Raw genomic sequence first — 18,860 nt, 5'->3', positions numbered from 1 at the left:
GTCCAGTCCAGCCACGTCAGCAGATGCGAACGGCGATGACGCCGCGGACCGTGCCGGCCAGGGTGTCGGCGAGGCTGCGCTCACGCGGGTCGGCCGGGCCGGTCACCGTGACGACTCCGTCGCGGACGTCGACCTGCCAGCCCGGGTTCTCTGCCTGGATGATCTCGCGAACCTCGGCGCGGATCCGGTCGTCCCGGCCCGCCAGCAGGTGGATGACGTCGCTGCGGCTGATCATGCCGATGACGCGGCCGTGGTCCAGCACCGGCAGGCTCTTCACCATCGTCGACCACATCAGATCGATCGCGATCTCCAGTTCGTCATCGGCGTCGACGGTGGCCACCAGGTGGCTCATCACATCGGCGATCCGGCGTGCCGGCGTGTCCGTGGTGGTCTGGACGGTGGCCTTGGGGACGCGGTCGTCCAGCAGGCCCTCCTCCTGGACGAGGTCGGCCTCGCTGACGATCCCGACCAGGATGCCGGCCGTGTCGAGGACCGGCATGGCGGTGATCTTCCGATCGTCGAGGAGCCGGAGCGCCAGGCCGATCGGTGTCTGCGCCGTCACGGTGACCGCAGGTGTGGTCATCAGGTCGCGGATCAACATCGTCATCACCTCGTTCTGCCGACGGTTCCCAGTCGGCGGGAGCTGTCTCACTGCAGAGTCGTACTGCGTGCCGTGCCGGAAGAGGCCTCGAAGACGCAGAAGCGGTTGGGGGAGGGAAGCAGGCGGACCATGTCAGTGCGGCCGACTGTTCCGACCACTCGATCGTTCTCGACGACCGGCAGGTACTCCAGGATCGTCGACCGCATGAGGTCGATCGCCAGGTCGACCGTGTCGTCCGGACTGACGGTCACGACGTGATGGGTCATCGCGTCGGCGACCCGTCGCGAGGGCGTCGTACCGGAGACGCGCCCGGCTGAAGCCAGGACCCGGTTGTCGACCAGAGCCCCGTCCTGGACCAGAGCTGTCTCGTCGAGGACACCGAGCAGAGCGCCGCGGTCGTCGACGACGGGAATCGAACTGATCTGCTCCTCCCGCATCAGCCACAAGGCCGTCTCGGTCGAGGACTGTGTCGTCACGGTCACCGCCGGGGTGGTCATGACCTCGCGGATCAGCATCGTCCTCACCTCTTCGACTCGGGTTGTCGTGGTTGTGCCTCCACCCTCGCGACTCGGACGCTGCCGCGCTGGTGCCTTTCGTCCTGGCTGTTGCAGTCGTCGGTCCCGAGTATCCGACCCGTCCGGAATGTTGTCCCGGTCGGCTGGGACTTTCGGCCCTGCCACGAGCAGCGGCAGACAGGCATGGTGTAGACAGGGGAGGAGTTCGCGATGAGCGTCGGCCGGAGCAGGTCTGGGGAGCCGTGGGTGCTGATGCGGGCGCGCCGGCTCGGGTACGGGCGCAACCCGTTACGCCGCCGCGTGGACCGGATCGAGTCGGCGATCGTGTTCGGTGCCGTGCTCGCCGCCCTGTTGATGATTCCGATCGCCGCCGCTACGGGCACCGCCGTACGGAACGCGAGTGAGCAGGCCGCGGCACATCGTCGCGCCGTTCTCACCCAGGTTCAGGCACGAACGTTGGAGGACACCGAGTCGGCCCCCGACGCGTCCGGACAGGTCGCTACCACGGTCCGAGTGACGTGGATCGATCCGGCCGGCCTGCCCCGCGAGGGTCGGGCGAGCGTTGCGTTCGGGACGAAGAAGGACGCCGAGGTGATCGTCTGGCTCGACAGTTCGGGGGCGGTCACCGTCCCGCCGCGGGCCGCCGGAGACAGTGCGGCGTTGGGTGACGTGGTCGGATTGAGTCTGGCGATGACGTCGTGGCTGCTGATCACGGGCCTGGCGCGGCTGTCCGTCGTACCACTGAACCGGCGCCGGATGCGGGCCTGGGAACGCGAGTGGGAGATCGTCGCCCCCCGCTGGCGCCACCGCCAGGGCTAGTTCGCGCGACGCGACCTGTGGATGGAATCGAGCTGTTATGACGACTACGCACACCCCCAAGGACAAGGGGCAGGGCAGTTCGGCCCGCCACGATGGCCGGCCGCGGGGACACATCGGCTGGATCGTGGCTGGTTCGTTGGTCGTGGGACCCGTGGCCGCTTTGCTGCTCGTCGCTGCCCCGTTCATCTCGGCAGGGGACAGCGAGGTTGTCGGCGCGGTCCTGTGCGGATTCGCGCTGGGCTGGGCGCTGCTCGCCGTACTCTCGGTGCGGTTCACCGATCAGCCACAGCGGTGGGCGGTGGTTCCTGCGCTCTTCATGGGAATAGGCGGTCTTCTCCTGGTGGTGTTCGGCTCCGGGGTGGACGAGGTGCTCAAATGGGTGTGGCCTCCCGCCCTGCTGGTGTTGGTGATCTGGATGGCTGTCCGCGTCCATCGTCAGTTGCGCAGCCGGAGCGGACGATGGCTGCTTTACCCGGTGATTGCGCTGCTGGGTCTCGCTTCGATCGGCGGTGGCTACGAGACCGTGCGTGAAGCGGCGGATGCCAAGGCTTATCCGATGGCTGGTCAGTTGATCGATGTCGGCGGACACAGCCTGCATCTGAACTGCACCGGCTCGGGCAGTCCGACCGTCGTACTCGAACCCGGCGGAGGCGAGATGTCTTCGAATTTTGGGTGGATAACGCCGGCCGTAGCCGGCAAGACCCGGGTTTGCGTGTACGACCGGGCAGGTCGCGGGTGGAGCGAGCCCGCTGACGCCCCCCAGGACAGCGTGCAGATCGCGACCGACCTTCACACCTTGCTGCAGCGCGGAAACGTTCCAGGACCCTATGTGCTGGCCGGCCACTCCTTCGGCGGCCTCTACGTACGCACGTTCGCCGCCCGCTACCCCGACGAGGTCGCCGGCATGGTGCTCGTGGACTCCACCGCCTCGAAATCGGCGGCAGCATCGCCCGGCGATCCAGGCTCCTCTGACATCCTGGGCCGTTTCTCCGCACTGGTTTCGAGCTCGGCTCGAGTTGGTCTGGGCCGCCTGTTCAGTCAGTTCTCGTTCGGCAGCCTGCCACCGCGGTCCCGGGACGAGGTACGCGCCACCGGCGCGACGGCCGGCAATCTCCGTAGCACGATCGATGAGTACGTTCAGGCGAACGCGTCGATGGAGCAATCCGCAGCTCTCCGAGATTTCGCCGACAAGCCTTTGGTCGTCCTGACGGCCGGGAGCGGAAATGATGCGGCCTGGCAAGCGAAGCAGAAGGAGATGGCCGCTTTGTCGACCAACAGCGCGCACCGTGTCATCAAGGGCGCCACCCACGAGGCGCTGATTGCGGAGGAGGAATACGCAGCGGCCACAACCCAAGCGATCATCGACGTGGTCGCCTCGGTCCAGAGCGGAGCCCCGCTGGTCAAGTGAGCTTGAGCTGGGTGGTGGACAGTTCCAGTGGGAAGGAACATGCTGAGGTTTGAGCGGTCGCATCTTGCGTTTGGGGACCGGAGGGGGTTGCCGAGTTATGTCCGCTCGGGGGGCGGGTTTCACATGGACACTGGCACGGATCGCTACAGCAGCACGGTGAATGCGAGGAAGATTGCCACCCTGACGGGTTGGTTGATGGTGGTCACCTTCGTCGCCTCGATCCCGGCGTACTTCATCCTCTACGCGCCGGTGCGGGATCACCCCGACTACATCACCGGAGCCGGAGCCGACCCCACCTCGAGCGTGGCTTTGGGCGCTACCCTCGAACTCATCGTCATTATCGCCAACATCGGCACCGCCGTAGTGCCGTACGCGATCTACAGGCGATACAGCGAAAGCCTCGCTCTGGGCTACGTCGCAGCACGTCTCGTCGAGGCCACCTTCATCGCCATCGGTATCGTCAGCATGCTCACGTTCCTGTTGATGCGGCAGGAAGGCACGGCCGGCACAGACGCCGCCCTCGGACAGGCTTTCGTCGCGATTTACGATCGGGCATTCCTGATCGGGCCAGGCTTCTGCGCCGGCGTCGCGAACGGAATAATCCTGGGCTACCTGATGTATCGGTCTGGTTTGGTGCCACGAGGAATGACGATGCTGGGGCTCATCGGAGGTCCGCTGATCGTCATCTCGGGGATCCTGGTCATGTTCGATGTCATCGAGCGTGGAGGCACCGTGCAGGGCATCGCGACGATTCCGGAGTTCTTCTGGGAGTTGTCGTTCGGTATCTACCTCATCGTCAAGGGATTCAAGCCCGCTCCGATTCTGGCTGGGCTGGACGGCGGATCTGTCGCCGGTGGTGAGAGTCCGTAGTCGGCCGCCGCGAGCCCGAGGGGCTCGCCGCGCGGGCGTGGATGGATACGAGCAGAACGACGCTGCGCCCCGGTGATCAGCACTCGGCCAGAAGGCGGGCGATGACGTCGGACGTGGACGTGAGCTCACGTCCGAAGGTGATCAGCTCATCCTCGGTCAACGGCAGGAGCAACGGCGGGTACGGCCACTTGGTGTCAGGCTCCGGGCTGTCGGTGGCCGGATCTGCCGCGCGCCGCCGGCCGAAGAGAGGCCAGGAGCGGGCCGGGCGCTGCGGATCGCGTTGAGCGTCGGCGAAGTCGGGGCGCGCCCACACCTGGAAGAACCACGGCACGCCGAACGGGAAAGGTGTCATCTCCGTCACCGCCAGGAACTCCGCCGCCGCACTTGCGCGGGCGACATCGGGAACGTCATGTTTGTCCCACGATCTCCGCCTTCGGCAGGCGGACGGCAGTGCGTTCCGGCCCGAACGCCAGGGCCGAAGGTCCCACCGCGACGGCTCAGCTCGCGCCGACCATGCGCCACCATGCCCCCTGGTTCGCCGGCTGAACGGGGTCCAGCAGGTGCGGATCGCGAAGCAGTTCGTCGCGTCGCCTATCGGGCGCCACGTGGTAATGGATCGAGCCTTTCACGCTCACGAGCTCGAGCACCCGCCACAGTGCGCGCGCGTACGCCTCGGCCGACTCGGCGCCGTCCCACTCGTAGAGCCCCCGGTAGGTGCCGACGTCGTCATGTGCCAACCACAGCTTGGACACGAAGCCGGGGAAGCCGACGAACAGCGGAGTGTTGAACCAGGACTCCCACCGGAACACGGCGTGTCCCCGGCCATGCACACCACGCAGCCGAAACGCGACCACCAGTACGCACGGATCGGCCGGCGGCGGCCGATCGACCACGGTCTCCCGGTACACCTGGCCCTGTGTCCCGTCGGCGAACCGTAGCCATCTGCCGACGTACTTGCGCGGCTGATGCACGCGTCGTTGTGCCAGCAGCCGCATCGTGGACGCGACGCACCGGCAAACCGCAGCCAGCGCGACCACCCTGGACAAAGGATGCTGCACAGTCATGAGCCCTCCTTCCCTCAACTCCAGCCTTCTGCGGGCTCCCCTTGCGTGACACGGCCTTTCGACACGCGTTCACCAGGTCCTTCAGCGCCGGCCGGTGGCAAAGTCCGTGTGCCGGCGAGGATGACGAGCTTCATCGCGAACTCGTCGCAGCCGCGGGCCGTCATGCGGCCTGCAGTTCGGCGACGAGCTTCTCGACCCGGCTACGGATGTCGTCGCGGACTTCGCGGACGATCTCGATGGGTTGGCCGGCGGGGTCGGTGAGTTCCCAGTCTTCGTAGCGTTTGCCGGGAAAGATCGGGCAGGCGTCGCCGCAGCCCATGGTGATGACGACGTCGCTGGCGCGGACGTCTTCCGTTTCGAGGATGTGCGGCACGGCGCCGGTGATGTCGATGCCGACCTCGCGCATCGCTTCGACGGCGACGGGGTTGATCTGGCTGGCGGGTTCGGAGCCGGCCGACCGGACTTCGATGCGGTCGCCGGCAAGGTGGCGCAGCCAACCGGCGGCCATCTGTGAGCGGCCGGCGTTGTGGATGCAGACGAACAGAACAGCGGGCTTGCTCACGCGGATGCTCCTGTGTGGGTGGTGTCTGATTGAGGTGTGACCACGTTGTCCGCGCCCTCGCTCGCGTGGGGGTAGAGGACCACGACGAGGGCGGCGCCGAGGATGGCGCCGAAGGCTTGGAAGAAGATGAAGCCGGGCACCGAGCTGGGCGCGATGCCGGCGAAGGTGTCACTGAACGCGCGCCCGATCGTGACCGCCGGGTTGGCGAACGAGGTGGACGAGGTGAACCAGTACGCGGCCCCGATATAGGCGCCTACGGCAACAGGTGCGAGCTGGGCTCGGCTGGACCGGGCGAGCGCGAAGATCAGCAGGATCAGACCGGCCGTGGCAACAGTCTCGCCACGGTAGAGGTGTCCGGCGGATCGGTCCTTGGTGGACCAGGAGACCGCGGGTTCGCCGTACATCAGGTTCGCGAGAATCGCCCCGGCGATGCCGCCGCCGATTTGAGCGGGGATATAGGCGGCGAGGTCGCGGCCTTTCAGCCCGCTGCCCGTGCGCTGGCCGAGCCGCCAGTCGATCACGGACACGGCCGGGTTGAAGTGGGCGCCGGACACGGGACCGAGCGTGACGATCAGTACCGCTAGCCCGAGCGCGGTGGCGAAGGAGTTCTCCAGGAGCTGTAGGCCGGTGTCGCTGGGCGACAGGTTGGCCGCGGCAATGCCGGAGCCGACAACGACGGTGACGAGCAAACCGGTGCCCAAAGCCTCGGCGACCGCGCGGCGCCACAACGGTTGTGCGTGGCTCATCCGCGGCTCGCCGGTACGGCGAGTTCGTCGAGCAGGACGCGCACGCGGCGTTCGATCTCGTCGCGGATCGGGCGGACGTCGGCGACGTCGAGTCCATTGGGGTCGTCCAGGTCCCAGTTCTCGTAGCGCGTGCCGGGGAAGATCGGGCACGCGTCGCCGCAGCCCATCGTGACCACAACATCGGCGGCGCGGACAACCTCGTCGGTCCAGGGCTTGGGATATTCGGCGGAGATGTCGATGCCGCGTTCGGCCATCGCACCGACAGCAGCCGGGTTGATGTCGATACCGGGTTCGGAACCGCCGGACCAGGCGATCGCGTTGTCGCCGGCCAGGTGCTGGAAGAAGCCGAGCGCGATCTGGGACCGGCCGGCGTTGTGGACGCAGAGGAACAGCACGACGGGTTTGCCGTCGTCGCGGTGACCTTCGACCCGTGCGAGTGCCGTGAGGCGTTGCCGCGCGAACCGTTCGGCCAGCAGGGGGAGGAAGTTCGGGATGGTGCTGCCACTGGCGAACTGGTCGTAGCTGGAGTGCAGGAACCGTTCGATGGTCTCCGGACCGTAAATGTCGGAGAACTCTTCGGTCAACCGCACGGAGGCGGTACGCAGGGCCAGGCTCTGGTCGATCGAGAGATCTGCGTGGCGATGCCAGGCGAGTTCGGTCATGGTGTGCTCCGGGTGGAGTCAGTCGCCTCGGGCGACAGTGCGGGCGCCAGCCGATCGATCCGGTCGGCGATCTCGGTGTAGGCGGACTCGAAAGCCGCGTCGGTGTCCACCGGTGCCGGATCGGGAATCGACCAGTGCAACCGGGGCCGTTGCTCGGACGGCAGATGCTCATAAGCGTTGTCGCACACGGCGATCAGCAGGTCATCGCGTCGTACGACGTCGCCCAGATTGGAGGTGTGCCAGTCAACGGGGTCCAGACCGTGGCGGCGGGCGATCTTCAACGCCCGTGGATGGACGCGCTCGGCCGGTTGGGTGCCTGCGGAGACGGCCGGCACATGGCTGCGGCGGGACCAGATCGCCGCGGCGAGTTGTGAGCGTGCGGAGTTCTGGGTGCAGACGAACACGACCCGTTTCGCCGCGAGCAGCGCAGGAGTGGCGATCGCGGCCAGCGCGTCCGGTCGGAGCCGGACATAGGTACGCCGACGGTCACCCTCGGACCGGGTACGCAGGACCAGGCCGGCATCCTCCAGCACCTTCAGATGGTGGGCGATCAGGTTGGTCGACAGGTCCAGCGCAGCCCCCAGCTCGCCCGGCGCCGCGTCACCCGCGACCAGAGTGTCCACGATCGCGAGCCGCGCAGGATCGCCGAGTGCCGCATGGATGCGGGCTCGTTCAGCCAGGGCCAATCGCTCAGCGTCCATTGACTCAATGATCACTGAGGTATCTAGCGGAGTCAAGCCGGCGCGGCCTACATCAGTTCAGGTCGGCGCGACCGTGAATCAGCGAGGCGACACAGGCTCCGGCACAGCGAGAAGAGTTGAGATCCATTGCAGCCGCTCGGGCACGGGCCAGTAGTAGACCCACGTGCCCCGGCGCTCGCAGTCGACCAGGCCGGCCTCGCGCAACACCTTCAAATGATGGGAGATCGTCGGACCGCTCACCTCGAACTGTGGGGTCAGGTCACACACGCAGATCTCATCGCCCGCTGACGTGATCATCGACAGGAGGCGGAGCCGGATCGGGTCCGCCAGCGCCTTGAACACCGCCGCACCCTCGGCCGCCCCGGCTGCATCGAGTGCAGCATCGGAGATCGGCGCACAACAACCACCGGTCCCGACGGGCGTCAACGTGAGTTCCTGTTTCGACATAGGTCTATCTTGACTCTTGTCTAATCACGAGGCAAGCTAACTGTTGTTTCGATGATCTTCTAGACAGGGAGCTGGAATCGTGAGCGAGCAGACAGCGGCGCCGGTGGTCGTCATCGGCGCGGGGCCGGTCGGTCTGGCCGCGGCGGCGCACCTCGCGGAACGCGGGCTGGAATTCGTCGTGCTGGAGTCCGGGCCCAGCGTCGCGGCGGCAATCGGAGAATGGCGGCACGTGAAGCTGTTCAGCCCATGGCGCTACGACATCGACTCCGCGGCCCGGCGCCTACTCGAGGCGAGCGGATGGACCGAGCCTGACCTGGGCACGCTCCCCACCGGTGGCGACCTGATCGACTCCTACCTCGCACCGCTGACCAAGACGCAACAGCTCAACGACCGCATCCGGTACAACGCGACCGTTGCCGCCGTCACCCGGGTCGGGTTCGACCGCATTCGCACCGCCGGCCGCGAGGCCGCGCCATTCCTGATCCGCCTTGCCGACGGTAGCGAGCTACTCGCCTCCGCAGTTGTCGACGCCGCCGGCACCTGGCGCAAGCCGAACGTCCTCGGTGGTTCCGGAATCCCCGCCCAAGGTGAAGCCACCGCAGCGGACGGCATCGCCCGCGCCTTGCCGGATGTCCTTGGCGCTGACCGTGACCGCTACGCAGGTCGTCGTACCGCCGTCGTCGGTGCGGGTCACTCGGCAGCGACTACCCTGCTCGACTTGGGTGAGCTGGCTGACCAGGTTCCCGGAACCGAGATTGTCTGGGTCGTGCGCGGCACCGACCAGGCCCGCACGTATGGCGGCGGCGATGCCGACGAACTCCCCGCCCGTGGCGCGCTCGGCAGCCGTCTGAAGAAGCTGGTTCAGTCCGGGCACGTCGAGTTGGTCAGCTCGTTCCGGATCGAAGCGATCACCCGCACCGCCGACCGCCGCGTCGACCTGGCTGCCGGCGAACGCCGGGTCGTGGCCGACACCGTGGTGAACTCGACCGGCTTCCGCCCGGACCACGATTTCGTCTCCGAACTGCGCCTCGACCTCGACCCGATCATGGCATCGACCCGCGCTCTCGCACCGCTGATCGACCCGAACCAGCACTCCTGCGGCACCGTCCCGCCGCACGGGGTCGACGAGCTCGCGCACCCCGAACCCGGGTACTACGCCGTAGGTGCGAAATCCTACGGCCGGGCACCGACGTTCCTCCTCGCCACCGGCTACGAACAAGCCCGCTCGGTCGTCGCCGCACTGGCCGGGGACTGGGAAGCGGCCCGCGACGTGCAGCTCGACCTGCCCGAGACCGGTGTCTGCTCGTCCAACCTGGCCTACCGGGGCAGTGACGACGAGGCCGGCGGTTGCTGCGGCCCGGCACCCCAAGCCGTAGAGATCTCCGCGCCGGCGGGTCGCGGCCGGGCCACTGGGATCAGCGGCGGCCTGCTGACCGTCATCGAGGAGACCTCCACGAAGCAGTCGGGCTGCTGCGGCTGATGACGGCGTACGTCGGTCTGCGGTTCGGTGCGGCTGCGCTGGGCCTTGGACCTGATCTGGCGTAAACGCGCATACCTGCCCCGCGCGGGGTACCTGACCAATCAGAAGTTGGTGGTTGGTCTCAGGAGGCGTGTGCCAGGGTGACCCGCATGAATGAACGGACGACGACGCAGGCGCATCCGGGTGAGCCGCGGTTGCCGGCTGCCGTCGGGGTGGTGGCGGCGATCGGGCTGTACGCCTTTCTGCCCAGTGCGCTGCAGATCGGGCCACGATTCGTGGTCCCGGGGCTGGAGCTGCTGTTGTTCATCCCGTTGGTCCTGGCCAATCCGCGCCGGATGAGCAAGCAGAACCGGCTGCTGAGGCGGCTGTCGATCGGCCTCGTGTTGCTGATCGCGTTGTCCAACACGACCGCACTCGTGCTGCTGATCCGATCGCTGGTCGCGGGAGACGCGGAGGCGGGTGGTCAGTTACTGGCAGCCGCTGGGCAGGTGTGGCTCACGAACGTTCTCGTCTTCGCGCTCGCGTATTGGGAGCTCGACAGGGGCGGTCCGGTCACCCGCTTCCGGGTGGCGCGGCCGCGACTGCCCGACGCCGACTTCCGCTTCCCGCAGGACGAGGACCACGACGCGATCAGTGAAGTGGCGCAGCGGTCCTCGGCCAAGTCCGGCTGGGCGCCGGGGTTCGTCGACTACCTGTACGTGTCCGTCACCAACTCCTCGGCCTTCAGCCCGACCGACACCATGCCACTGTCCGTCCGGGCCAAGCTGTTGATGGCTGTCGAATCGGTCTCGGCCCTGATGATTTCGGTCCTGGTCGTCTCGTTCGCCGTCGGCCTCCTCGGCCACTGACCGACCAGCCGTTGGTTAGTAGCCCGAGCAGACGCGGGAGGCGGTGGCGGGTGGCGGGTGGTCAACGCTGCTCATATCGGCGAGACTTGCCAGTTGAGCGGCAGGACATCGATATGGGCGTCTCCAGCGGTGGTCCCGGAACGGGCCTTCTAGACCGGCGCGTCGAGCGCGGGGCAGTGGATCAGGTGCTCGACCGGGCACGGGCCGGCAACAGCGCCGTGCTGGTCGTGCGCGGCGAGCCCGGGATCGGCAAGACGGTCGTGCTGGATTATGCGGTGCGCCGGGCGTCGGCATCGGACCTGCGTGTGGTCCGGGCGTCGGGCGTGGAGTCGGAGCTGGAGCTCGCGTACGCCGCGCTCCACCAGTTGTGCGTGCCGTTCCTAGGCCCCCGGCTGGAGCAGCTGCCGAGGCCGCAGCGTGACGCGTTGGCGGTCGCATTCGGGCTGCGGGAAGGGCCGGCACCGGATCGCTTTCTGGTCGGCCTGGCCGTCTTGAGCCTGCTGGCCGCGGCGGCGGACGACCAGCCGCTGGCCTGTGTGGTGGATGACGCACAGTGGCTCGACCGCGCCTCGGTGCAGTGTCTGGTGTTTGCGGCGCGGCGGTTGCTGGCCGAGCCGATCGCGCTGATCTTCGCCGTACGCGGGCCCGGTGGTGACCCTGAGCTGGCCGGCCTGCCCGGACTGACCATGTCCGGGCTCGGTAGTGCCGACGCGGCCACCCTGCTGGCGTCGGCGGTCGGCGGGCGGCTGGATGCGGAGGTACGGGACCGGATCGTCGCGGAGACACGGGGCAACCCGCTCGCCTTGCTGCAGCTGCCCCGCGGTCTGGGACCGGCCCAGCTGGCCGGCGGTTTCTGGCTTCCCGACTCGCGGCCCCTGGCCAGCCGGATCGAGGACAGTTTTCTCCGGCAGTTCCAGTCCCTGCCGCGCCAGACACAGCAGTTGCTGCTGACCGCCGCAGCCGATCCGACCGGCTCCATGAGGTTGTTGTGGCGCGCCGGCGAGCTGCAGGACATCCCGGCCGATGCCGTCGCCGCTGCTCAGGCCGCCGGACTGGTCGAGCTCGGCGCCCGGGTCCACTTCGGCCATCCCCTGGTCCGCTCTGCGGTCTACCAGGCGGCCTCGGCCGGCGACCGGCGGGAGGCGCACCGAGTGCTGGCCGAGGCCACCGATCCTGAGGCTGATCCCGACCGGCGGGCCTGGCATCGCTCCCACGCGACAGTGGGGCCTGACGCGGAGGTGGCAGACGAGCTGGAACGCTCGGCCGGCCGGGCACAGGCGCGTGGTGGACTGGCGGCGGCATCCGCATTCCTCGAGCGTGCGGCGATGCTGACACCGGACCTGGCGCAGCGGGGCGAACGAACATTGGCCGCGGCTCAAGCGAAGGTCCAGGCAGGCGCGTTCGAGGCGGCTGGGCAGCTGCTAGGTATGGCCGAGGCCGCACCGCTCGACGAATTCCAGCGTGCTCGCGTCGATCTCCTGCGTGCTCAGCTCGCCTTTGCGGCAAACCGGGGCAGCGATGCCCCGCAACTACTGATCAGGGCCGCCAAACGGCTCGAGCCCATCGATGCCGGTCTTGCGTGCGAGACCTACCTGGACGCGCTGAATGCCGCGCTGTTCGCGGGCCGCTTGGCACGTCCTGGCGGAACGCCGCAGGATGTGGCTGCGGCAGCGCGTGCGGCGCCACGGCCGTCGCATCCGCCCCGCGCGTCCGGTCTCCTTCTGGATGGCCTGGCCGCGAAGTTCGGCGAAGGATACGCGGCAGGATTGCCCCTTCTCCGGCGTGCGCTGAGCGCCTTCGACCGGGACACGTCGGCGGAGGAGGATCTTCGTTGGCTGTGGCTGGCCTGTATCGCTGCTGTCGATCTGTGGGACGACGCCCGGTGGGACACGCTGGCCGGCCGGCACCTACATCTGACGCGCGACGCCGGCGCGCTCAGCGAGCTTCCCCTTGCCTTGAGCCAACGCATCTACCTGCTCCTGTTTGCCGGTGAGCTGGCCGCCGCGGCTTCCCTCGTCGAGGAGATGCAGGTCGTCACGGAGGCAACGGGAACCCGCATGACGCCCTACGGTGATGTGTGCCTCGCCGCGCTGCGAGGCCGCGAAGGCGGGTTTTCAGACCTGGCCACCGCCACCAAGGACGAAGCCATGCAACGTGGCGAGGGTATCGGGATCGGCCTCACTGATTGGGCGACCGCAGTACACGATATCGGTCTCGGCCACTACGAGAGCGCGATGGCAGCAGCCGAAACAGCCTGCGCATACCTCGTTGACGTGAGCGCCTCAGTGAATTGGGCTCTGGTCGAGCTGGTCGAGGCCGCCACCCGCTGCGGGTTGCCCGAACGCGCGACCGACGCCGTACGGCGGCTGTCGGAGTCCACCAGTGCCACCGGCACCGATTGGGCGCTCGGGGTCGAGGCGCGTTCCCGGGCACTGGTGAGCGACGGCGAGGCCGCTGATCGTCTGTACCGTGAGGCGATCGAGCGGCTTGGCCGCACTCGCATGCGTGTGGATCTGGCCCGCGCGCATCTGGTCTACGGCGAGTGGCTGCGGCGCGAGGAGCGCCGTACCGATGCGCGCGACCAGCTTCGCGTCGCCTACGAGATGCTGACCGATATGGGGATGGACGGTTTCGCGGACCGGGCTCGCCGAGAGCTGCTGGCCACCGGCGAGACCGTTCGCAAGCGCACGGTGGAAACGACGACCGATCTCACGGCTCAGGAGGCCCAGATCGCCAAGCTGGCCCGGAGCGGACAGACGAACCAGGAGATCGGCAGCCAGTTGTTCATCAGCCCCCGCACCGTCGAGTGGCACCTGGGCAACGTCTTCACCAAGTTGGGCATCACCTCCCGCAAAGCCCTCCGCTGACGCCGTCGCCGCGATCCACCGGTGACCTCTCGAGCAACGGTCAACTCGCCGCAGCGCCGGCGGACCGCTGGGAGCAAGCGCACACGGCTCGGCCGGTACCCCGTCCCCCGGGCAGAACCCGGGACCCTACCCAGGCCTTGCCTTCGCCCCACAGGCGACCTAGCCGACGCCCGAGCCCGAATCGCGCAGGCCGGTGCGCCGACGACGGAGGCGTAGTCGTGCGGCCAGGCTCGCCCCACAATTCATCAGTGCCCGCGCGCCCAGGTTGGCGGCGAGTGCCGGCTTCCCGTTCAGTTCGATGAAGCTCCGACGCGGGCGAAATTACCCGTCACGATCGCTGGCGTTCCTTGGCCTACGCTGCTGATAGCGGGCAGACTTCGCAGCTGAGCGGAAGAACATCGATCATGGGCGTGTCTAGCGGTGATCTCGGGACAGGGCTGCTGGACCGGCTCGGCGAGCGCGCGGCAGTGGACCGGGTGTTCGACCGGGCGCGGGCCGGTGACAGCGCCGTGCTGGTTGTGCGCGGCGAGCCCGGGATCGGTAAGACGGTCCTGATGGATTATGCGATGCGCCGGGCGTCGGCATCGGACTTCCGTGTAGTGCGGGCCTGGGGCGTCGAGTCGGAAATGGAGCTCGCATTCGCCGGGCTGCACCAGTTGTGCGCGCCGATGCTCGGCCGGCTGGAACGGCTGCCGAAGCCGCAGTGGGACGCGCTGGCGGTCGCCTTCGGGATGCGGGAGGGGCAGGCACCGGATCGTTTCCTGGTCGGCCTGGCTGTATTGAGCCTGCTGGCCGCGACGGCCGAGGACCAGCCGGTGGCCTGCCTGGTGGATGACGCGCAGTGGCTCGACCGGGCCTCGCTGCAAAGTCTGGTGTTTGCGGCACGGCGGCTGCTGGCCGAGCCGATCGCCCTGATCTTCGCCGTACGCGAGCCCGGCGACGATCAAGAACTGGCCAGCCTGCCCGGACTAACCGTGACCGGGCTCAGTAGTGCCGACGCGCGCGCGTTGCTGGCCACGGCCATCGGCGGGCGGGTGGACGCGGAGGTGCGGGACCGGATCGTCGCGGAGACTCGCGGCAACCCGCTCGCGCTGCTGCAGTTGCCCCGCGGCCTGGGACCGGCCCAGTTGGCCGGCGGGTATTGGCTTCCCGACTCGCGGCCACTGGCCAGCCGCATCGAAAGCAGCTTTCACCGGCAGTTCCAGTCGCTGCCGCGCGAGACACGGCGGTTGCTGCTGACCGCCGCGGCCGATCCGACTGGCTCCATGACCTTGTTGTGGCGCGCGGCCGAGCTGCAGGGGATCCCACCCGACGCCGGAGCGGCGGCCGAGGCTGCAGGACTGGTCGAGCTCGGCGCCCGGGTGCATTTCGGCCATCCCCTGGTCCGCTCTGCGCTCTACCAGGCGGCCTCGGCCGGTGACCGGCGGGAGGCGCATCGGGCGCTGGCCGAGGCGACCGATCGTGAGGTTGATCCCGACCGGCGGGCCTGGCATCGCGCCCACGCCGCGGTAGGACCTGACGAGGAGGTGGCCGCCGAACTGGACAGTTCGGCCGTGCGGGCCCAGGCGCGGGGTGGACTGGCGGCGGCGGCCGCGTTCCTCGAGCGCGCGGCGGTGCTGACCCCTGACCCGGCGCGGCGGGCCGACCGCGCAGTGGCCGCGGCTCAGGCCAAGATCCAGGCAGGCTCGTTCGATGCCGCGGTGAAGCTGCTGGGGATGGCCGAGGCCGCACCGCTGGACGAACTCCAGCGTGCCCGCGTCGATCTCCTGCGGGCTCAGCTCGCCTTCGCCGCAAACCGGGGCAGCGACGCCCCGCCACTGCTGTTGAGGGCCGCCAAACGGCTCGAGCCCATCGATGCCGGTCTGGCCCGCGAGACCTACCTGGACGCGCTGAACGCCGCACTGTTCGCGGGCGGGCTGGCAGTTCCGGGCGCAGGGCCGCAGGAGGCGGCCGCGGCGGCCCGAGCGGCGCCACGGCCGTCGCACCCGCCCCGCGCATCAGATCTTCTCCTGGACGGCCTGGCCGCGAACTTCAGCGAGGGATACGCGGCAGGACTGCCCCTCCTCCGGCGCGCGCTGAGCGCCTTCGACCGAGAGACGTCGGCGGCAGAGGATCTTCGCTGGCTGTTCCTGGCCTGTACCGCTGCCATCCACCAGCGCGACGACGCCAGGTGGGACACGCTGTCCGCCCGACACGTCCGGCTGACCCGGGAAGCCGGCGCGCTGAGCGAGATTCCCATCGCCCTGACCCAACGCGCCTACTGGCTCTTCTTCGCCGGCGAGCTGGCCGCCGCGGCCTCCCTGGTCGAGGAAGTGCAGGTCGTCACCGAGGCAACGGGAAGCAGCCTCGCGCCGTACGGCGCCCTGGGCCTCGCCGCATTGCGGGGTCGCGAAGCCGAGCTTTCCGCGCTGGCCGCCGTCACCAAGGACGAGGTTGTCCAACGTGGCGAGGGTCTCGTGATCGGCCTCACCGATTGGGCGATCGCGGTGCTCTACAACGGTCTTGGTCACTATCGGAACGCGTTGGCCGCAGCCGAAAAGGCCAGCGCATACCTCTACAACGTGAGCTCTACCGCGATCTGGGGTCTGGTCGAGCTGGTCGAGGCGGCCGCCCGGACAGGGGCGCTCGATAGTGGGACCGACGCCATGCGGCGGCTGGTGGAGTCCACCAGTGCCAGCGGCAGCGATTGGGCGCTCGGGGTCGAAGCGCGGTCACGGGCACTGCTGAGCGAAGGGAAGACCGCCGATCGTCTGTACCAGGAGGCGATCGAGCGGCTCGGCCGTACCCGCATGGGTGCCGAGCTGGCGCGGGCGCATCTCGTCTACGGCGAATGGCTCCGGCGCGATGGTCGCCGTCCCGACGCGCGCGAGCAGCTTCACCTCGCCCACGACATGCTCACCGACATGGGGATGGAAGGTTTCGCCGGCCGCGCCCGCCGAGAACTGCTGGCCACCGGGGAAACCGTGCGCAAGCACGTCGCGGACATGCTCACCGATCTCACGGCTCAGGAGGCCCAGATCGCCAAGCTGGCCCGGAGCGGACAGACCAATCAGGAGATCGGCAGTCAGTTGTTCATCAGCCCCCGCACCGTCGAGTGGCACCTGGGCAACGTCTTCACCAAGTTGGGCATCACCTCACGCAAAGACCTCCGCTGACGCCTGCCCCGGGCACAACCCGGGGCCTGGACCCGGGTCTGCACCGGGGTCGACACCTCTGGATCGGCGCGACAGTGATGGCATGAACGAGACCTGCGACCGATGCGGACCCTCCGTCCGCGCGATGTACCGCGCCGAGCGAGCCGGAGACCTCTACCTGTGCCAACACTGCGGCAACCGGCTCTGGCCGGCGCTGTGCGCACGAGGCTGGACCATGTGGCGCATCGGCGAGCATGCGCTCGCCCGACCGGCCAACTAGTCGACACCAAGCCGCTCGATCGCCTGATGGTGGACACGGGCTCTCGTCTCCCGCGCCCACCGGAGCATGTCCCCGGGCTCAACCAGGGGTCGCCCCCGGGGTCGCCCCGGGGACGACGCGCGCCGATCGACCTGAGGGTAATCACATCAGCGCACCGCACGGTCGCTCGAGAACTGAATGAGGAACCCATGTCATGAGTACGACAACTGCGAAAGACACCCCGGAGGCCTACTCCGCCGACTGGGGCGAGGGTACGTTCCCCGAGCGGCAGCGCGCGCACGACCGGTTGACTGCCGAGCAGCTTGCGGAGCATGCCGCCGGGCTTGCTCGTAAGAACGAGGCACTCGAGGATTTTGCGGCACTCGTTGCGCACGATGTGAAGTCTTCGCTGATTTGCGCTCTGACGAGCGTCGAACCGCGCAAGGCCCTGCTGCGGGCGCTGGAGATCGTCGACTCGATCCTCGCGGCGACGCGCGCCGATCGAGCTGATGGTGACGCAGCCCAGGGAGCCGACTGCGTGCGGCAGGCCGTCGCCGATCTCGGAGACCTACGCGCTGAGGTCGTCACAACGGTGACCGGCGAGTTCCCGATCCCGCCGGCTGCCCTGCGGATCGTGCTCCGGAACCTGCTGGCGAACGCCGTCGCGGCGGGCGCCGGGCGCATCTTCATCTCGGCGATTGCTCGCGGGGATCGGCGGGTGCTCGTCGTCGATGACGACGGCGTCGGACTCGGACCGACCGATCGCTACGCGACTGGTGGTCAACTGGGCTTCGCGTTGTGTCGTCGCCTGGTCGCCCGGTTCGGAGGCGTGCTGGAGCTCAAGCCGCGAGCCGGCGGCGGAGCGCGCGCCGTACTCGTCCTCAGCGGAGCCGACCGATGATCCGCGTCCTCCTCGTCGACGACCACGAGCTCTTCCGTACGTCGCTGCGCCTGCGACTCGAGCACGAAGACGGGATCGTGCCTGTCGGCGAAGCCGGTACTGCCGAGCAGGCGGTCATCAAGGCATCTGCGTTGCGGCCCGACGTGGTCTTGCTCGACCTGGTCCTGCCACGGACGAATGGCGTCGACATCATTCCGCGGCTGCTGAGAGTGACCCCGGCGCCGAAGGTTCTGGTCGTCTCGTCGCACACCCAACCGACGTCGGTACGGCAGGCGATCACCGCGGGTGCGCGTGGTTACGTGCCCAAGCGCGCGTCTGACACCGAGTTGATCGAGGCGATCCGTCAGGTCGCGGCCGGCGAACGCTATGTCGATCCCGAACTGGGGGCGCAACTCGTCGTCGCGGACGGGCAGCCGGCGCTCGAACCGATCAGCGATCGCGAGCGCGACGTTCTCTATCTGCTCGCGCTCGGCTACACGAACCACGAGATCAGCCAGAAGCTCTACATCTCGCGGCGAACGGTCGATACGCACCGCGCACACATCATGCGGAAGCTCAGACTCGACACCCGCGCCGAGCTGGTCCTGTTCGCCCTCGCCAACGGCCTGATCGGCGCGTCGTGATGTCCGCAACCGTCGGAGAGCCCTGCCGAGGCAGCACCGACGCCCACCGGATTCAGCTCGGCGCGCCGCCTTCTGAATAGCCGGCGGCCGCCAGCAGGTGGCGCAGGCCGACGACCGCCTCGATCTCGGCGTCCTTGTGGACGGGATTGTCGAAGAACCCGGTCTCCGAGCCGATCGTGACCTTGATCTTGCCGTCCTGGTGGCGCTCCACGGTGCCGATGGCCTCCAGCAACGACACCACATCGTGCCACTCGATGTTGTGGCTCACGGGGTGCTGGAAGATCTTCCGAAGGGTGTCACGGTGATGGCTGGTGAGGTGCTCAGGTCCTGGGGTCGACGTCATTGCAGCTCCT

General features: G+C 68.4%; 20 protein-coding genes. 10 read left to right on the top strand and 10 right to left on the bottom strand.

Features of this window, described 5'->3' with window-relative positions; translation table 11 throughout:
- Positions 1-16 precede the first annotated feature (16 nt).
- Both ACXC9Q_RS22190 and ACXC9Q_RS22185 read right to left on the bottom strand, forming a co-directional pair.
- On the bottom strand, positions 17-607 hold the full coding sequence (locus ACXC9Q_RS22190; RefSeq protein WP_457058537.1) for a CBS domain-containing protein: 591 nt from the start codon (positions 605-607) through the stop codon (positions 17-19).
- A 41-nt stretch (positions 608-648) separates the two neighbouring features.
- Positions 649-1,116: a CBS domain-containing protein gene (locus tag ACXC9Q_RS22185; protein ID WP_457058536.1), complete on the bottom strand. Its 468-nt coding sequence runs from the start codon at positions 1,114-1,116 to the stop codon at positions 649-651.
- A gap of 210 nt (positions 1,117-1,326) precedes the next feature.
- Here ACXC9Q_RS22185 and ACXC9Q_RS22180 point away from each other — a divergent pair, with 210 nt between their 5' ends.
- The 3 genes from ACXC9Q_RS22180 to ACXC9Q_RS22170 all read left to right on the top strand — a co-directional run bounded on the left by ACXC9Q_RS22180 (position 1,327) and on the right by ACXC9Q_RS22170 (position 4,213).
- Entirely contained in the window at positions 1,327-1,935 is a 609-nt protein-coding gene (locus tag ACXC9Q_RS22180) for an Rv1733c family protein (RefSeq protein WP_457058535.1), read from the top strand.
- A 151-nt stretch (positions 1,936-2,086) separates the two neighbouring features.
- Positions 2,087-3,343, top strand: a complete 1,257-nt coding sequence (locus ACXC9Q_RS22175) for an alpha/beta fold hydrolase (RefSeq protein ID WP_457058534.1) — start codon at positions 2,087-2,089, stop codon at positions 3,341-3,343.
- 123 nt (positions 3,344-3,466) lie between these two features.
- Positions 3,467-4,213, top strand: a complete 747-nt coding sequence (locus ACXC9Q_RS22170; protein WP_457058533.1) for a DUF4386 domain-containing protein — start codon at positions 3,467-3,469, stop codon at positions 4,211-4,213.
- Positions 4,214-4,289: 76 nt separating this feature from the next.
- Here ACXC9Q_RS22170 and ACXC9Q_RS22165 read toward each other — a convergent pair whose 3' ends face one another.
- The 7 genes from ACXC9Q_RS22165 to ACXC9Q_RS22135 form a co-directional block, all read right to left on the bottom strand.
- On the bottom strand, positions 4,290-4,565 hold the full coding sequence (locus tag ACXC9Q_RS22165) for a hypothetical protein (protein ID WP_457058532.1): 276 nt from the start codon (positions 4,563-4,565) through the stop codon (positions 4,290-4,292).
- A gap of 145 nt (positions 4,566-4,710) precedes the next feature.
- A complete protein-coding gene (locus tag ACXC9Q_RS22160; RefSeq protein WP_457058531.1) occupies positions 4,711-5,277 on the bottom strand; it encodes a hypothetical protein in 567 nt (188 codons plus the stop codon).
- 160 nt (positions 5,278-5,437) lie between these two features.
- Positions 5,438-5,839: an arsenate reductase ArsC gene (locus tag ACXC9Q_RS22155; RefSeq protein ID WP_457058530.1), complete on the bottom strand. Its 402-nt coding sequence runs from the start codon at positions 5,837-5,839 to the stop codon at positions 5,438-5,440.
- Positions 5,836-6,585: an MIP/aquaporin family protein gene (locus ACXC9Q_RS22150; RefSeq protein ID WP_457058529.1), complete on the bottom strand. Its 750-nt coding sequence runs from the start codon at positions 6,583-6,585 to the stop codon at positions 5,836-5,838. Before ACXC9Q_RS22150 ends, ACXC9Q_RS22155 begins: the two co-directional genes overlap by 4 nt.
- Complete coding sequence (locus tag ACXC9Q_RS22145; protein ID WP_457058528.1) at positions 6,582-7,247, bottom strand: arsenate reductase ArsC; 666 nt, start codon at positions 7,245-7,247, stop codon at positions 6,582-6,584. Before ACXC9Q_RS22145 ends, ACXC9Q_RS22150 begins: the two co-directional genes overlap by 4 nt.
- Entirely contained in the window at positions 7,244-7,948 is a 705-nt protein-coding gene (locus ACXC9Q_RS22140; RefSeq protein WP_457058527.1) for an arsenate reductase/protein-tyrosine-phosphatase family protein, read from the bottom strand. The genes ACXC9Q_RS22145 and ACXC9Q_RS22140 overlap by 4 nt, the downstream gene beginning before the upstream one ends.
- A 78-nt stretch (positions 7,949-8,026) precedes the next feature.
- Positions 8,027-8,395: an ArsR/SmtB family transcription factor gene (locus ACXC9Q_RS22135; RefSeq protein ID WP_457058526.1), complete on the bottom strand. Its 369-nt coding sequence runs from the start codon at positions 8,393-8,395 to the stop codon at positions 8,027-8,029.
- A gap of 79 nt (positions 8,396-8,474) precedes the next feature.
- On the opposite strand from ACXC9Q_RS22135, the gene ACXC9Q_RS22130 reads away from it, so the two are divergent.
- From ACXC9Q_RS22130 to ACXC9Q_RS22100, 7 genes are all read left to right on the top strand, one after another.
- Positions 8,475-9,875 carry an FAD-dependent oxidoreductase gene (locus ACXC9Q_RS22130; protein WP_457058525.1) on the top strand — a complete coding sequence of 467 codons (1,401 nt, stop codon included), beginning with the start codon at positions 8,475-8,477 and terminating at the stop codon, positions 9,873-9,875.
- A 149-nt stretch (positions 9,876-10,024) separates the two neighbouring features.
- Positions 10,025-10,723 (top strand): hypothetical protein, encoded by a 699-nt coding sequence (locus tag ACXC9Q_RS22125; RefSeq protein WP_457058524.1) that lies wholly within the window; start codon positions 10,025-10,027, stop codon positions 10,721-10,723.
- 113 nt (positions 10,724-10,836) lie between these two features.
- A complete protein-coding gene (locus ACXC9Q_RS22120) occupies positions 10,837-13,590 on the top strand; it encodes a helix-turn-helix transcriptional regulator (protein ID WP_457058523.1) in 2,754 nt (917 codons plus the stop codon).
- A gap of 404 nt (positions 13,591-13,994) precedes the next feature.
- A complete protein-coding gene (locus ACXC9Q_RS22115) occupies positions 13,995-16,745 on the top strand; it encodes an AAA family ATPase (RefSeq protein ID WP_457058522.1) in 2,751 nt (916 codons plus the stop codon).
- Positions 16,746-16,827: 82 nt separating this feature from the next.
- Positions 16,828-17,004, top strand: a complete 177-nt coding sequence (locus tag ACXC9Q_RS22110) for a hypothetical protein (RefSeq protein WP_457058521.1) — start codon at positions 16,828-16,830, stop codon at positions 17,002-17,004.
- Positions 17,005-17,197: 193 nt separating this feature from the next.
- Positions 17,198-17,884, top strand: a complete 687-nt coding sequence (locus tag ACXC9Q_RS22105) for a sensor histidine kinase (RefSeq protein WP_457058520.1) — start codon at positions 17,198-17,200, stop codon at positions 17,882-17,884.
- Positions 17,881-18,507: a response regulator gene (locus ACXC9Q_RS22100; protein WP_457058519.1), complete on the top strand. Its 627-nt coding sequence runs from the start codon at positions 17,881-17,883 to the stop codon at positions 18,505-18,507. The genes ACXC9Q_RS22105 and ACXC9Q_RS22100 overlap by 4 nt, the downstream gene beginning before the upstream one ends.
- Before the next feature lie 52 nt (positions 18,508-18,559).
- Here ACXC9Q_RS22100 and ACXC9Q_RS22095 read toward each other — a convergent pair whose 3' ends face one another.
- Positions 18,560-18,850: a hypothetical protein gene (locus ACXC9Q_RS22095; RefSeq protein ID WP_457058518.1), complete on the bottom strand. Its 291-nt coding sequence runs from the start codon at positions 18,848-18,850 to the stop codon at positions 18,560-18,562.
- Positions 18,851-18,860: the final 10 nt, after the last annotated feature.

It is taken from the genome of Kribbella sp. CWNU-51 (assembly GCF_054073265.1).
Note: the sequence above shows the minus strand (reverse complement) of the source record. Positions and strands in the feature narration are given on the sequence as shown.